9 protein-coding genes and 1 pseudogene are annotated in these 13,228 nt (G+C 61.6%); 4 read left to right on the top strand and 6 right to left on the bottom strand.

Going from position 1 to position 13,228, the window contains the following annotated elements:
• Positions 1 to 135: 135 nt before the first annotated feature.
• Both OEG82_RS21525 and hisN read left to right on the top strand, forming a co-directional pair.
• On the top strand, positions 136 to 1,041 hold the full coding sequence (locus tag OEG82_RS21525) for an N-formylglutamate amidohydrolase (protein ID WP_425497661.1): 906 nt from the start codon (positions 136 to 138) through the stop codon (positions 1,039 to 1,041).
• A gap of 281 nt (positions 1,042 to 1,322) precedes the next feature.
• Complete coding sequence (gene hisN / locus OEG82_RS21520) at positions 1,323 to 2,102, top strand: histidinol-phosphatase (RefSeq protein ID WP_267614386.1); 780 nt, start codon at positions 1,323 to 1,325, stop codon at positions 2,100 to 2,102.
• On the opposite strand, the gene OEG82_RS21515 is transcribed toward hisN, so the two are convergent.
• On the bottom strand, positions 2,086 to 3,075 hold the full coding sequence (locus OEG82_RS21515; RefSeq protein ID WP_267614385.1) for an alpha/beta fold hydrolase: 990 nt from the start codon (positions 3,073 to 3,075) through the stop codon (positions 2,086 to 2,088). The two genes, hisN and OEG82_RS21515, sit on opposite strands and share 17 nt — an antisense overlap.
• 373 nt (positions 3,076 to 3,448) lie before the next feature.
• Here OEG82_RS21515 and OEG82_RS21510 point away from each other — a divergent pair, with 373 nt between their 5' ends.
• Positions 3,449 to 3,916 (top strand): Hsp20 family protein, encoded by a 468-nt coding sequence (locus tag OEG82_RS21510; RefSeq protein WP_267614384.1) that lies wholly within the window; start codon positions 3,449 to 3,451, stop codon positions 3,914 to 3,916.
• A 102-nt stretch (positions 3,917 to 4,018) separates the two neighbouring features.
• Here OEG82_RS21510 and OEG82_RS21505 read toward each other — a convergent pair whose 3' ends face one another.
• The 5 genes from OEG82_RS21505 to OEG82_RS21485 all read right to left on the bottom strand — a co-directional run bounded on the left by OEG82_RS21505 (position 4,019) and on the right by OEG82_RS21485 (position 7,919).
• On the bottom strand, positions 4,019 to 4,585 hold the full coding sequence (locus OEG82_RS21505; protein ID WP_267614383.1) for a DoxX family protein: 567 nt from the start codon (positions 4,583 to 4,585) through the stop codon (positions 4,019 to 4,021).
• Positions 4,582 to 5,385 (bottom strand): HvfC/BufC N-terminal domain-containing protein, encoded by an 804-nt coding sequence (locus tag OEG82_RS21500; RefSeq protein WP_267614382.1) that lies wholly within the window; start codon positions 5,383 to 5,385, stop codon positions 4,582 to 4,584. Before OEG82_RS21500 ends, OEG82_RS21505 begins: the two co-directional genes overlap by 4 nt.
• Positions 5,372 to 6,292, bottom strand: coding sequence for an MNIO family bufferin maturase (gene bufB / locus OEG82_RS21495; RefSeq protein WP_267614381.1), 921 nt, complete (start codon positions 6,290 to 6,292; stop codon positions 5,372 to 5,374). The genes OEG82_RS21500 and bufB overlap by 14 nt, the downstream gene beginning before the upstream one ends.
• Positions 6,293 to 6,324: 32 nt before the next feature.
• Positions 6,325 to 6,630, bottom strand: a complete 306-nt coding sequence (locus tag OEG82_RS21490; protein WP_267614380.1) for a BufA1 family periplasmic bufferin-type metallophore — start codon at positions 6,628 to 6,630, stop codon at positions 6,325 to 6,327.
• A gap of 239 nt (positions 6,631 to 6,869) precedes the next feature.
• Positions 6,870 to 7,919 (bottom strand): threonine aldolase family protein, encoded by a 1,050-nt coding sequence (locus OEG82_RS21485; RefSeq protein ID WP_267614379.1) that lies wholly within the window; start codon positions 7,917 to 7,919, stop codon positions 6,870 to 6,872.
• A 671-nt stretch (positions 7,920 to 8,590) separates the two neighbouring features.
• On the opposite strand from OEG82_RS21485, the pseudogene gltB reads away from it, so the two are divergent.
• Positions 8,591 to 13,228: pseudogene (gltB, locus tag OEG82_RS21480) on the top strand (glutamate synthase large subunit); the annotation flags it as partial.

The raw sequence follows: 13,228 nt of genomic DNA, 5'->3' as shown, positions 1-13,228 counted from the left end.
TGTGCAATTCCGGTAAACATCAGGTGAATGATGGCGCTTTTGCGGTCAAGTTGTGACGCACTGGACAGCTGTGGAGGCAGATGGCATGGTGATTCAAGCGGTTGCAGCAAAGGGAAAGATATGCGCGAAGCTGATATGCCGGGTGCGAACAACGCGCCAGACACAGTTTCGCACGCTGTTGCGCCCTTCGAGATTCGCCGCCCGATGCAACAGACCGAGCCTTTCGTGTTCAATTCGCCGCATTCGGGGCGGGTCTATCCGGACGCGTTTCTGGCGATGTCGCGGCTTGACCGGACTTCGATCCGGCGGTCCGAGGACCATTATGTCGATGAACTGTTTGCCGGGGTGATCCAGCTGGGGGCGCCGCTGCTGGCGGCGCAGTTTCCGCGGGCCTGGCTCGACGTCAACCGCGAACCCTATGAGCTCGATCCGCGCATGTTTGACGGCACCTTGCCGTCATTTGCCAATATCGGCTCGATGCGGGTGGCCGGGGGGCTTGGCACGATTCCGCGGCTGGTGGCCGAAAACATGGATATCTACCGGGGACGGCTCAGCGTGGAGGAGGGGCTCTCGCGCATCGAGCGGGTGTACCGGCCCTACCACGCCACCTTGCGCCGGATGATTGCCCAGACCCATGTCCAGTTCGGCAAGGCGATCCTGATCGATTGCCATTCGATGCCGGCCAATATCCGCGTGGCCGGCGGCAACCGGCGGCCGGACATGATCATCGGCGACCGTTACGGCGTCAGCGCCGCCCATGATCTCTCGCACGCCGCGGTGTCGATCCTGTCGAGCCTCGGCTACAATGTGGTGCGCAACAAGCCCTATGCCGGCGGGTTCATCACCGAGCATTACGGCCGGCCGGCGCGGGGCCTGCATGCGCTGCAGATCGAGATCAACCGCGGACTCTATGTCAATGAGGATACGCTCGAGAAGACCGCTGGCTTCGACCTGCTGAAAGCCGATCTGGGCGAGTTTGCCGGCGAGATGATGGCGCATGTGCGCGAAGATCTCGGTGATGACCGCCTTGCCGCCGAATAGCTGATCCCGGGATGCAAGACCAAAAAAAACCGCGCACGAGGCGCGGCAAAATCTAGGGAGGAAACGCCCAAGGAGGGCATTTGCAGTCAAAAGACTGTCAGTAATTGTTAATGCTGCATTGCACAAAAGTCAATTGTGCCGAAGAATTATTTTGCATGTGCGAAGAGTCCGTCGAGCCTTTGCTTGCCGCACTTGCTTTTCATACCGGCCCGGGTCAGGACAGATGCGTAAAAACGGATCCCTTGCCCCGCCCCCAATCCTGTCCCAGTCCGGAGTTCGCTGTGCTTCCTGAAATTGCCTTTTTCGACACCATCGCCGAAGCCGCGGCGACGCAAACGCTTCCCCGTTTTCGCATGGCCGTCACCGTCGACAACAAGCATGTCGGCGGATTTGATCCGGTCACAGAGGCTGACCGCGAGGCCGAAAAAGCCATCCGGCAGGTGATCACCGAACGTTATCCTGACCACGGAATTCTCGGCGAAGAGCAGGACGATATCGGCCTGGACCGGGATTATGTCTGGGTGATCGATCCGATCGACGGCACCCGCGCCTTCATTTCCGGTTTGCCGGTCTGGGGCACGCTGGTGGGGCTCTATCACAAGGGACGGGCGGTGATGGGCATGATGGACCAGCCCTTCACCGGCGAGAGATTCATCGGCTCACCCGACGGCGCCTTCGTCTGGCGCAATGGCAAGTCAACGCGGATGCAGACCCGCAAGGGGGTTCCGCTGAGCCAGGCGACCATGATGACCACGTCGCCCGCGATTTTCCCCGCCGATCTGGAGCCGGCCTACAAGCGGGTGGAAGATGCCGTTCAGCTCGCCCGCTATGGCTGCGATTGCTACGCCTATGCCATGGTTGCTGCCGGACATATCGATCTGGTGGTGGAGTCCGGGCTCAAGGCCTATGATGTCGGCGGGCTGATTTCGCTGGTCGAGCAGGCAGGCGGGGTGATGACGACCTGGAGCGGCGATCGCCCCGAACATGGCGGCAGCATTGTCGCCAGCGGCTCGCCCGAGCTGCACCAGGCGGCGCTGGAGCTGCTCAACCGGGCTGGCTGACGGCTTTTTTCGTGAGCACTTTCGACATCTGATCGGCCGGGATGAAGGCATCGATCGCAGCCAGTGCTGCCAGCCTGTAGCGGTCGGCCTCCTGGAGGATTTCGTGGCGGGCGCCATCGATCATGATCGCCCGGCCGGCGCGGAAACGGTTGCCGACGGCTTCGATGGCATGCGGCGCGACAATCGGGTCGTTGCCGGCTCCGATCAGCAGGGTCGGGACATGGACCTGGTCGAGATGCTCGAAGCTGGTGGCCCGCCCCATCGCGCCCAGCATTTCGCTGACCCAGCAGACCGTGGGCGGCCCAAGGCGCAATTCGGGATGGGCCAGATAGAGTGCCTGGTTGCGGGAAAACCGGTCGATGTCGGTGGTCAGGGCATTGCCCTTGAAAGGCTGCGGGAAGCGATCCTTGCCGGAGCTGAGCCAGCCGAAACCTGCCAGGCGAAGCGCCCGCGTGATCACCCGGGTGGTCCAGGACGAGATCGGCTGGTTGGAGAGTTCGACAAAGGGGGCAATCAGCGCCATGCGTTCAATGCGGTTGGCAAGCCGGGGCGCCATCGACAGCGCCACCAGCGCCCCCATCGAATGGGCGACCAGGCAGAACGGCAGTCTTGTTTCCGGCAATACGATGGTTTCGAGAAAAGTCGACAGATCCGCTTCCATGTGCCGGAACCGGCGCAGGTGGCCGCGCAAGGGGTTTTTCAGCAGCCGCTGCGACAGCCCTTGTCCGCGCCAGTCGAAGGTCGCCACCCAGAGCCCGCGATCGGTGAAATGACGGATGGTCTCGAAATATTTCTCGATGCATTCATTGCGGCCGTGCAGCAAGACCACGGTGCCGGCCGCCACCGGGACATCGGACTTGAAGATCGCATAGCGCAGCCGCTTGCCGCCGACACCGTTGAACCAGCCAACCACATGGTTGCCCGGCACCGGATTGCCATCGGTCTCGATCAGCTGGGGAGGATCATCGCTCATGGGATCGGGATTAGTGCTTCCCCAGGCCAAGGTCAAAAGGAAAAAGGTCCGGAGCCGCATCGGATGCGGCCCCGGACAGGTGCCTGGAACAGAAGGGACGGGATGTTCCGGGCGGGACAGGCCCGTGTTGGCCTGACAGGTGCGATCATTGCCGATGGCAGATGAACGCTCCCGGAACCTGCTGTTCATCCCGCATTCATCCCGTCTTGTGCGGTTCACATCTGCATTGAAAAGATCTTGAACCGGCCTTCGGCAATTCCCACATTGGTCTCGCAGGCGCCGATTGTCGGGTCTGCTGGCCGGGATGCCGCCCAATGCGGGGCAGCCCAAGGGCCAGAACGCTTAACCCTAGTCGCTCTCAAGGAGGACACTTATGCGTCACGTTGACTTTGCACCGCTCTATCGTTCCACTGTCGGTTTCGACAAACTGCTGACCATGCTCGACAGCCTGGCCACACCGGATCAGGCTCAGTCCTATCCGCCCTACAATATCGAACGGACCGGCGAGACCACCTACCGCATCACCATGGCGGTGGCCGGTTTCGAAGAGTCCGAGATCTCGATCGAAGCGCGCGAACATGCGCTGACGGTCAAGGGTGAAAAGGTCGAGGAAAATGAGGATTCCGGCTCGGAATACCTCTATCGCGGCATTGCCAAACGCGCGTTTGAACGCCGCTTCCAGCTGGCCGACCATGTCGAAGTGACCGGAGCCTCGCTGCGCAACGGTCTGCTGCATGTGGATCTGGTTCGCGAGCTTCCTGAAGCCATGAAGCCGCGCCGTATCGCCATTACCAGCGATGCCGGGGCAGAGCCCAAGCAGATCGAAGCAACAACGGCCTGATTTCAACCCCTTTCGGGGCAGGCCATGTGGCGCTCAGGAAACTGGGCGCCATTTTTTGTATCTCAGCAAAGTCGGGGCCCGGAGTCCCGTTCTGGCCGTCCGTCAGCCGCGCCGCTTTGCCAGCAGCGCATCGACCGACAACAGTCCCGGACCCTTGATGGCGATGACCAGCAGCGGCACCAGCCACAGCAGCCTCTGGTCAGCCACCACGACGTCGGGGAAGCGGTCAAACATGGCGCCGATGGCCTTGGCGCCGATGTCATGCACGGTGATGTCGACGTATGTCTGCACCGCGATGAAGCCGATCATGCCCAGCGCGGCAAGGCGCGAGAACAGGCCGATGACGATCAGCAGCGGCAGAATGAATTCGGCATAGGTGCCCAGGATGACGATCAGGCCCCAGGGCAGGAAGGACACCGCATCGACATCGCCCCCGGCAGCTTCGACAGCCGGCAGCGCGATCTGGTAATAGGCGCCGGAGGACACCGAGAAGAACCCGAGCAGGCCGTCTCCGACCTTGGTTTTCGCCGAATTGAGAAAATACATCCACAATACCGAGGCAAAGGCAAAGCGGGCAATCAGCCCGAGCAGCCAGCTGTCGCCGATCCGTTCGAGAAAACCGAAGACCCGGTTATGAAGGTCGGTGAGAAAATTGATTGAGGATGTCATGCGCTGTGCTCCGAATGGGCCCGACCGGGAGAACAGGCTGAAAAAACGCCGGCTTCGAGCATGGCTGAAATGGCGGACGGCAGATCGAATCCCGGATGCTGTTCCAGTGTCAGGCCGGCGGCGTCACCAAGCGAAGTTCCGGCCATAAGGGCTTTGAAGAACACCGCGGCGCCGGGCGGCAATTGCCGGACCTGCACGTCGTAATGCGGCCGGGTGATCAGGCCGTCCTCGGGGTCAAGCGGCCGGATGGCATCCAGCGGTCGCTCTTCACGGCTGGCCGAAAAGATCGACACGGAGGCGTATCGGCTTTGCACCAGGCGTGTCGCCGGATGTGGCGTGAAAACCACGTCTCCCAGGCACTCGGGCGGGATCGCGCCCAGCGCCCCGGGGGGCAATGGCGAAGCGTCGGCTGCGTGAAAGGCGTCGAGCCAGGCGCGTTCCAGTCGTGCGACGTCCGGCAGGTAGACCAGCTTGGCCACCGGCTCGAAGCCTTCGAGGAAGGCGGCAAAGCCGCCGCCATATTCAAACATCAAGGGTGTGCGCGGAGGTTCTTCCAGCAGATAGACCCGCGCCATGTCGCGGAAGAAGTCTTCGCCGACAAGCCGCTCAACGGCTGGAAAAATGCTTGCAAGAGCCTCGATCAGACTGACGGTCATGTTGTTGCGGTAGACTGCAAACCGTTTGGTCGCACTTTTGCCGCGCGGACCGATCACCCCTTCAGGCACCGGAAGGTCGGAATTCAGCAGGGCCGATCCGAACCCGAGCTGCGCTGCCGGCGGGAGTTCATCATTCCGCGGCATGACGAGACCCGAGCAAGGACGCCGGTCCCAAACGGGCGAGGATGGCGTCGGCAAGCTGGGCCTCACGGCGCAGCACCGGCCATTCGGGCACGTCATTGTCCCATTCCACCAGCGTCGGGATCGCACCCGCCTGGCTGATGACGATTTCATAGAGTTTCCACACCGCGTCGGCGACCGGTCGGTCATGGGCGTCGATCAGAAGCGGGTCGCCCTCGTCGTCGACATCCTCGGCATGGCCGGCAAGATGGATTTCCTCGACCAGTTCCAGCGGGAAATCGCGCATGTAATGCATCGGCTTCCAGCCGTGATTGGTGGCCGACACGAAGACATTGTTGACATCAAGCAGCAGGCCGCAACCGGATTTGCGGGCAATCTCGCGGATGAAATCGGTCTCGCTCATCGTCGTCTGCTCGAAGGCCACATAGGTCGAGGGGTTTTCAATCAGGATCGGGCGTTTGAGCCGGTCCTGGATCTGGCCGACATGGGAGACCACCCTTTCGAGCGTCTCGGCATTGTAGGGGACGGGTAAAAGGTCGTTGAAATAGCCGGCGTCATGGCTGGACCAGGCAAGATGTTCGGACACCATCGCCGGTTCGTAACGCTCGACGACCCTGGCGAGGCGTTCCAGATGTTCGCTGCTGATGCCGCCCTCGGAGCCGATCGAGAGGCCGACGCCGTGTATGGACAGCGCAAAGCGCTCGCGAATGGCTGCCAGCGCGCGGTGGGCGGGGCCGCCATCGCCCATGAAATTTTCGGCGTGAACTTCAAGAAAGCCGATCTGGTAGTCATCCGCCAGAATGGCGTCGACATGTTCGGTCTTCAGTCCCGCTCCCGCGCGAGGCGGAAGCGGGATGCTTGGAAAACGGGACGTCCCGACAATCGGCAAATGTGGGGCGGACTGCGTCATCTCGAAACTCCCGTTTAACAAGTGGATCCGGTTCAGGCCGGGAGGTCGCGATCCAGTTCGGTCAGCGAACCCATGCGGCCGCCATCAAGGCTCATGGTGGTGCAGGTGCCTGCTTCAACGCTCTTCCAGGCATTGCCCTGATAGTCGACGGTGGAGGTGCCTGCGCATGTGGTGCCTGCGCCGGCCTTGCAATCATTCTTGCCGGCCATGGCCACGCCGTAGCATTTTTCGGTGGCTGCGAGAGCGCCATCGGTGGAGGCGAGGAAGCTTGCGCCCGAAATGGCCATGGCCACTGCGCCTGCAAGTGCTGATGCACCGATAAGTGTTTTCTGCGTCATGCTGTTCTCCTTGAATGTATTATTCAACCCAATTTCCGGAATTTTTCGTTCCGGCCCGTGGAGAATGGCAAATTGCACAATAACATGGAAATCAAGCGCGCGTTATTCGGCATCACTTGCGCGTGAGTTGGGCGTGAACGAAATCGATGCACATGATCATCCGCAACAATGCTGCAAAATGCGTCCAGAACCCGGTGAAATCTCCCGCATTTCACTGGGCGTCATGCCGATCTGCATGATCAGGCGATCAATTCGACAAACCTGTCGACTTGATCCTGAGTTGTCGCAAAGCTGGTGACCAGCCTGAGCATGGTCTCGTCTGCGCCGACGAGATGGGATACGGACTGGGGCGGCGTCCAGTCGTAAAACATCGCGCCTTTCGCCATCAGCTCCTTGGACAGGGACTTGGGCATGATCGGGAAGATCTCGTTTGCGGAGCTGTCCCAGCCCAGCCGCGCCCGGCCTGACGCGGCAATGCCGCTGCGGATGCGATCGGCCATACCGTTGGCGTGACGGGCGAGGTCAAGCCAGAGGCCGTTTTCGAAATAGGCGTCGAACTGGGCGGCGATGAACCGGCTCTTGGAAAACAGCTGTGCTGCACGCTTGCGGATGAAGGGCGCCTGGGTGGCCATCGCGGGATCGAGAAACACCAGCGCTTCGGCACACCAGCAGCCATTCTTGGTGCCGCCAAAGGAGACGATGTCGACACCGAGATCGACCGTCATTTGCGCGGGCGTCAGGTCAAGCGCCACCAGGGCATTGGCAAACCGGGCGCCGTCCATGTGCAGCGGCAGGCCATGGGCCTTTGCAATCTTCGAGATGGCGCGGATTTCATCGGCGGTATAGACGGTGCCGGCCTCGGTGGCTTGGGTCAGCGTCACGGCCATGGGCTGGCCGCCATGCACGAAGGACGGGGGAAAGCGGCCGATCTGTGTTTCCAGAACTGCCGGATCCATCTTGCCCGCAGCGCCATCCACCGGTGCAAGCCGCGCGCCATTGCTGAAGAATTCCGGGGCGCCGCACTCATCGGCAATGACATGGGCCTCGCGATGGCAGAACGCGACGCCGCCCGGCCGGTTGACCGCTGAAAGCGCCAGCGAATTGGCGGCGGTGCCGGTGCCGACGAAGAAGACCGCGACCTCCCGTTCAAACAGATCATTGAAGGTCTGTTCGACCTTGCGGTCGAGATCGCTGGCGCCATAGGCCGCGCTGAAGCCGGTTGAATGGGCCGAGAGCGAGGCGGAAATGGCAGGATGGGCGCCAGCCCAATTGTCCGAAGTGAAAATCATGACCGGTAAATCTCCGAAGCTGGTGTTGCACAGGCTATGGCACGAAATGCCGCTGTTTTCAAAATACCTTTCAGGCTTGAAGCGTCTTCGGTGCGTCGCCAGAGGGCGTGCGTGCAAAAAAGCGGCAAAGCGCTCCGGTTCGGTCTTTAACAGCAAAACGCCGGAAAACCGCATGTCAACGTAAGTATCTTGCGCCATGGCGCCCGTTTCGATTATTTACGGTCGCGACGATCAGGTTTTTGGCTTCGCTATCTTGCGCAGGCGGATACATTCTGTCATAGAACACTCGAAATAGGACAGCCTTACTGTCCTATTTGTGTCTGCTCTGGCCACCTGGCTGAGGCCGAGGCGGGCGCAGGGGGATGTGAATGGCAAATTGCTGTTCCGCGAGCATCCGGTTCAAGGTGACCGTCTTGCCCCTTCATGATACAAAAGCGCGCCGCGCGCCCGCGACTTTCCGGGTGAGGCAGAACATGCACGCGAGGCCAGACGACAGATGCATCCGGAACGCAAGCGTCGCCGCACCCGGCGGTGGCGGGTGGCGAGCCGGAATCAACCGCTGCGGCGGTCTTGAAGGAGGAATGAAGATGGCAGACCTTTCACCATCTCGGACGGATGTGAGCGCTGGTACGGCCAAGGCCGAGACCAAGCCTGTCACCGTGCAGACCTTTGGATTGCCGGCCAAACAGGGTCTTTATGATCCGCGCAACGAACATGACGCCTGTGGTGTCGGCTTTGTCGCGCATATGAAAGGCGTGAAGTCGCACCAGATCGTGCGCGACGGCTTGTTCATGCTCGAAAACCTCACCCATCGCGGCGCCGTTGGCGCCGATCCGCTGATGGGTGACGGCGCCGGCCTTCTGGTGCAGATCCCGGACCGGTTTTTCCGCGAGGAGATGGCTGCCCAGGGCGTGACGCTGCCCGGAGCCGGCGACTACGCCGTTGGCTTCGTGTTCATGCCGCAGGAAGAAGCGCTCTGCGATCACCTCAAGGGCATCATCGCCGAGGTTGTGGCGGCCGAGGGCCAGACCCTGCTCGGCTTTCGCGACGTGCCGGTCGACAACTCGTCGCTGTCCAAGGCGCCGGAAATCGCAGCGACCGAACCCCGCCATGTCCAGGTTTTCATCGGCCGTGGTGAGGGCGTCGAAGACCAGAGCGTGTTCAAGCGGCAGCTCTTCGTGCTTCGCAAGGTCATTTCCAACCGGGTCTATTCCGAAACCGACGGGCGCGACAACGGCTTCTATTTCGTCTCGTTGTCGACGCAGACCATCGTCTACAAGGGCATGTTCCTGGCCTATCAGGTCGGCGCCTATTACAAGGACCTGAGCGACCCGCGGTTTGAATCCGCCGTCGCCCTGGTGCACCAGCGATTTTCGACCAACACCTTCCCGTCATGGAAGCTTGCCCATCCCTACCGGATGGTCGCCCATAATGGCGAAATCAACACCTTGCGCGGCAACGTCAACTGGATGGCGGCGCGCCAGGCATCGGTTTCGTCGCCCCTGTTCGGCAGCGACATCTCCAAGCTGTGGCCGATCTCCTATGAGGGCCAGTCCGATACGGCTTGTTTCGACAACGCGCTCGAATTCCTGATTCGCGGCGGCTATTCGATGGCCCATGCGGTGATGATGCTGATCCCGGAAGCCTGGGCCGGCAACACGTCGATGAGCGCGGACCGCAAGGCGTTCTACGAGTATCACGCAGCCCTGATGGAGCCGTGGGACGGACCGGCGGCGGTTGCCTTTACCGATGGCGTCCAGATCGGCGCGACGCTCGACCGCAACGGGCTGCGCCCGGCACGCTATATCGTCACCGATGACGACCGGGTGATAATGGCATCCGAAGCCGGCGTCCTGCCGGTGGACGAAAGCTCGATCATCAAGAAGTGGCGGCTGCAGCCGGGCAAGATGCTGCTGATCGACATGCAGGAAGGCCGCATCATTTCCGACGCGGAAGTGAAGTCAGGACTGGCGGACAAGCACCCCTATCGCGAGTGGCTCGAACGCACTCAGCTGATTCTGGAAGATCTCAAGCCGGTTGAACCGCGCGCGCTGCGCAAGGATGTGTCGCTGCTCGATCGCCAGCAGGCTTTCGGTTACACGCAGGAAGACACAAGGATCCTGATGGCGCCGATGGCGACCACCGGCCAGGAAGCCATCGGCTCGATGGGAACCGACACGCCGATCTCGGCGATGTCGCGCAAGTCGAAGCTGCTCTACACCTATTTCAAGCAGAATTTCGCCCAGGTGACCAACCCGCCGATCGACCCGATACGCGAGGAACTGGTGATGAGCCTGGTGTCCTTCATCGGACCGCGGCCGAACCTTCTCGATCACAAGGGCGCTGCCAAGAAGAAGCGGCTCGAGGTTCGTCAGCCGATCCTTACCAATGGCGATCTTGAGAAAATCCGCTCGATCGGCCACACCGAAGACCGGTTCGACACCAAGACGCTGGATTTCACCTATGCCAGCGAAAAGGGCTCGGGCGGCATGGAAGCCGCGCTGGAGCGGCTGTGCGACCGGGCCGAAGAGGCTGTGACCGGCGGCTACAACATCATCATCCTGTCCGACCGCCAGATCGGTTCCGACCGGATCGCGATTCCGGCTCTGCTGGCGACGGCGGCGGTGCATCATCATCTGATCCGTAAGGGATTGCGCACATCGGTCGGCCTCGTGGTCGAATCCGGCGAGCCGCGCGAGATCCATCACTTCTGCTGTCTTGCCGGCTACGGCGCCGAGGCGATCAATCCCTATCTGGCCTTCGACACGCTGCTCGACATGCACAATCGCGGCGAGTTTCCGCCGGAAGTCGACAAATACGAGGTTGTCGCGCGTTACACCAAGGCCATCGGCAAGGGCATCCTCAAGGTGATGTCGAAGATGGGGATTTCGACCTATCAGTCCTATTGCGGCGCGCAGATCTTCGACGCGATCGGACTGTCGAGCGATTTCGTCAATACCTATTTCACCGGCACGGCGACCACGATCGAGGGCGTCGGACTGGCCGAGGTGGCAACCGAAACCGCGGAACGTCACCGTCTGGCCTTTTCCAACGACCCGGTGCTGGCGACCTCGCTGGAAGTCGGTGGCGAATATGCCTACCGGATGCGCGGCGAGGAACATGCCTGGACGCCGGATGCGGTGGCAGCGCTGCAGCATGCGGTGCGCGGCAATGCGCAGGATCGCTACCGCGAGTTCGCCGAAATGGTCAACCGCTCGACCCTGCGGATGAACGCCATACGCGGATTGTTCGAGATCCGCACGGGTGAGGACAGCGGCCGCAAGCCGGTTCCGCTCGACGAGGTGGAGCCTGCGGCGGATATCGTGCGGCGTTTTTCGACCGGCGCCATGTCGTTCGGCTCGATCAGCCGGGAAGCGCATTCGACGCTTGCGGTCGCCATGAACCGGATCGGCGGCAAGTCGAACACCGGCGAAGGCGGCGAGGAGCCCGATCGCTATCTGCCGCTTTATGGCGGCGGAGCCAATCCGGAACGCTCGGCGATCAAGCAGGTGGCCTCGGGCCGTTTTGGCGTGACGACCGAATATTTGGTCAATGCCGACATGATTCAGATCAAGGTGGCCCAGGGCGCCAAGCCCGGCGAAGGCGGACAGTTGCCGGGCCACAAGGTTGATGCGACGATTGCCAAGACGAGGCATTCGACGCCGGGCGTCGGCCTGATCTCGCCGCCGCCGCACCATGACATCTATTCGATCGAGGATCTGGCGCAGCTGATCTTCGACCTCAAGAACGTCAATCCGGAAGCCGCGATCTCGGTCAAGCTGGTCTCGGAAGTTGGCGTGGGAACGGTTGCGGCCGGCGTGGCCAAGGCGCGCGCCGACCACATCACCGTGTCCGGCTATGACGGCGGCACCGGTGCGTCGCCGCTGACCTCGCTCAAGCATGCCGGCAGCCCTCGGGAAATCGGCCTTGCCGAAACCCACCAGACGCTGGTGCTCAACGGGCTGCGCTCGCGGATTGCGCTGCAGGTCGACGGCGGGCTGAAGACCGGCCGCGACGTGATCGTCGGCGCGCTGCTGGGCGCCGATGAATTCGGCTTTTCCACCGCACCCCTGATTGCCGCGGGCTGCATCATGATGCGCAAGTGCCATCTCAACACCTGTCCGGTCGGCGTCGCCACCCAGGATCCGGTGTTGCGCAAGCGCTTCAAGGGCACGCCTGAGCATGTCATAAACTACTTCTTCTTCGTTGCCGAGGAAGTGCGCGAATGGCTTGCCGCCATGGGCTATCGCAATCTCGATGAGATCATCGGGCAGTCGGAGCTTCTGGCCAAGGATGGCATGATCGATCACTGGAAGGCCAACGGGCTCGATTTCAGCCGGATTTTCTACAAGCCGGATGCGCCAAAGGAAAAGACCTACTGGACCGAGCGCCAGAACCATCCGATCGCCGATGTACTGGACAGACGTTTGATCGAAAAGGCCATGCCTGCGCTTGAAAGCAGGGAAAAGGTCGAGTTCGACGTCAAGATCAAGAATGTCGACCGCTCCGCCGGCGCCATGCTGTCAGGTGAGATCGCCAAGCGGTTCGGTCACAAGGGCCTTCCGGAAGACACCATCACGGTCAAGCTCACCGGCACCGCCGGGCAGTCCTTCGGTGCATTCCTGGCCCATGGCGTGACCTTCGATCTTGCAGGCGACGCCAATGACTATGTCGGCAAGGGCCTGTCGGGCGGATGCATCATCGTGCGGCCGCCGCAAAACTCGCAAGTCATTGCGGAAAACTCGATCATCGTCGGCAATACGGTGCTTTATGGCGCCATCGAGGGTGAATGCTATTTCCGCGGCGTGGCCGGCGAACGCTTTGCCGTGCGCAATTCGGGCGCCATCGCGGTGGTCGAAGGCGTCGGCGACCATGGCTGCGAATACATGACCGGTGGCCTGGTCGTGGTGATCGGCGAAACCGGGCGCAACTTTGCAGCCGGCATGTCCGGCGGCGTGGCCTATGTGCTGGATGAAGCCGGCGATTTCGCCAGCCGTTGCAACATGGCCATGGTCGAGCTGGAGCCTGTTCCCGAGGAAGACGACATTCTCGAGAAGCTGCACCACCATGGCGGCGACCTTGCCCACAAGGGCCGGGTCGATGTCAGCGGCGACATGACCCGGCATGACGAGGAACGGCTGTTCCAGCTGATCTCCAACCACATGCACTATACCGGGTCGACGCGGGCCAAGGAAATCCTCGACAACTGGGCCGATTATCGTCCCAAGTTCCGCAAGGTGATGCCGGTCGAGTACCGGCGTGCGCTTGAGGACATGGAGCGGATGCGCATGGGCGTGGCGGCGGAATGA

The organism is Hoeflea ulvae, from assembly GCF_026619435.1.
GTDB classification, from domain to species: domain Bacteria; phylum Pseudomonadota; class Alphaproteobacteria; order Rhizobiales; family Rhizobiaceae; genus Hoeflea; species Hoeflea ulvae.
This window is presented reverse-complemented; position numbering and strand designations above follow the sequence as displayed.

Coding starts and splice junctions, on each gene's coding strand:
- OEG82_RS21500 (WP_267614382.1), bottom strand. CDS start 5,385: ATGCCGCGGAATGATGAACTCCCGCCGGCAGCGCAGCTCGGGTTCGGA.
- OEG82_RS21515 (WP_267614385.1), bottom strand. CDS start 3,075: ATGAGCGATGATCCTCCCCAGCTGATCGAGACCGATGGCAATCCGGTG.
- OEG82_RS21510 (WP_267614384.1), top strand. CDS start 3,449: ATGCGTCACGTTGACTTTGCACCGCTCTATCGTTCCACTGTCGGTTTC.
- OEG82_RS21490 (WP_267614380.1), bottom strand. CDS start 6,630: ATGACGCAGAAAACACTTATCGGTGCATCAGCACTTGCAGGCGCAGTG.
- OEG82_RS21525 (WP_425497661.1), top strand. CDS start 136: ATGCCGGGTGCGAACAACGCGCCAGACACAGTTTCGCACGCTGTTGCG.
- OEG82_RS21485 (WP_267614379.1), bottom strand. CDS start 7,919: ATGATTTTCACTTCGGACAATTGGGCTGGCGCCCATCCTGCCATTTCC.
- OEG82_RS21505 (WP_267614383.1), bottom strand. CDS start 4,585: ATGACATCCTCAATCAATTTTCTCACCGACCTTCATAACCGGGTCTTC.
- bufB (WP_267614381.1), bottom strand. CDS start 6,292: ATGACGCAGTCCGCCCCACATTTGCCGATTGTCGGGACGTCCCGTTTT.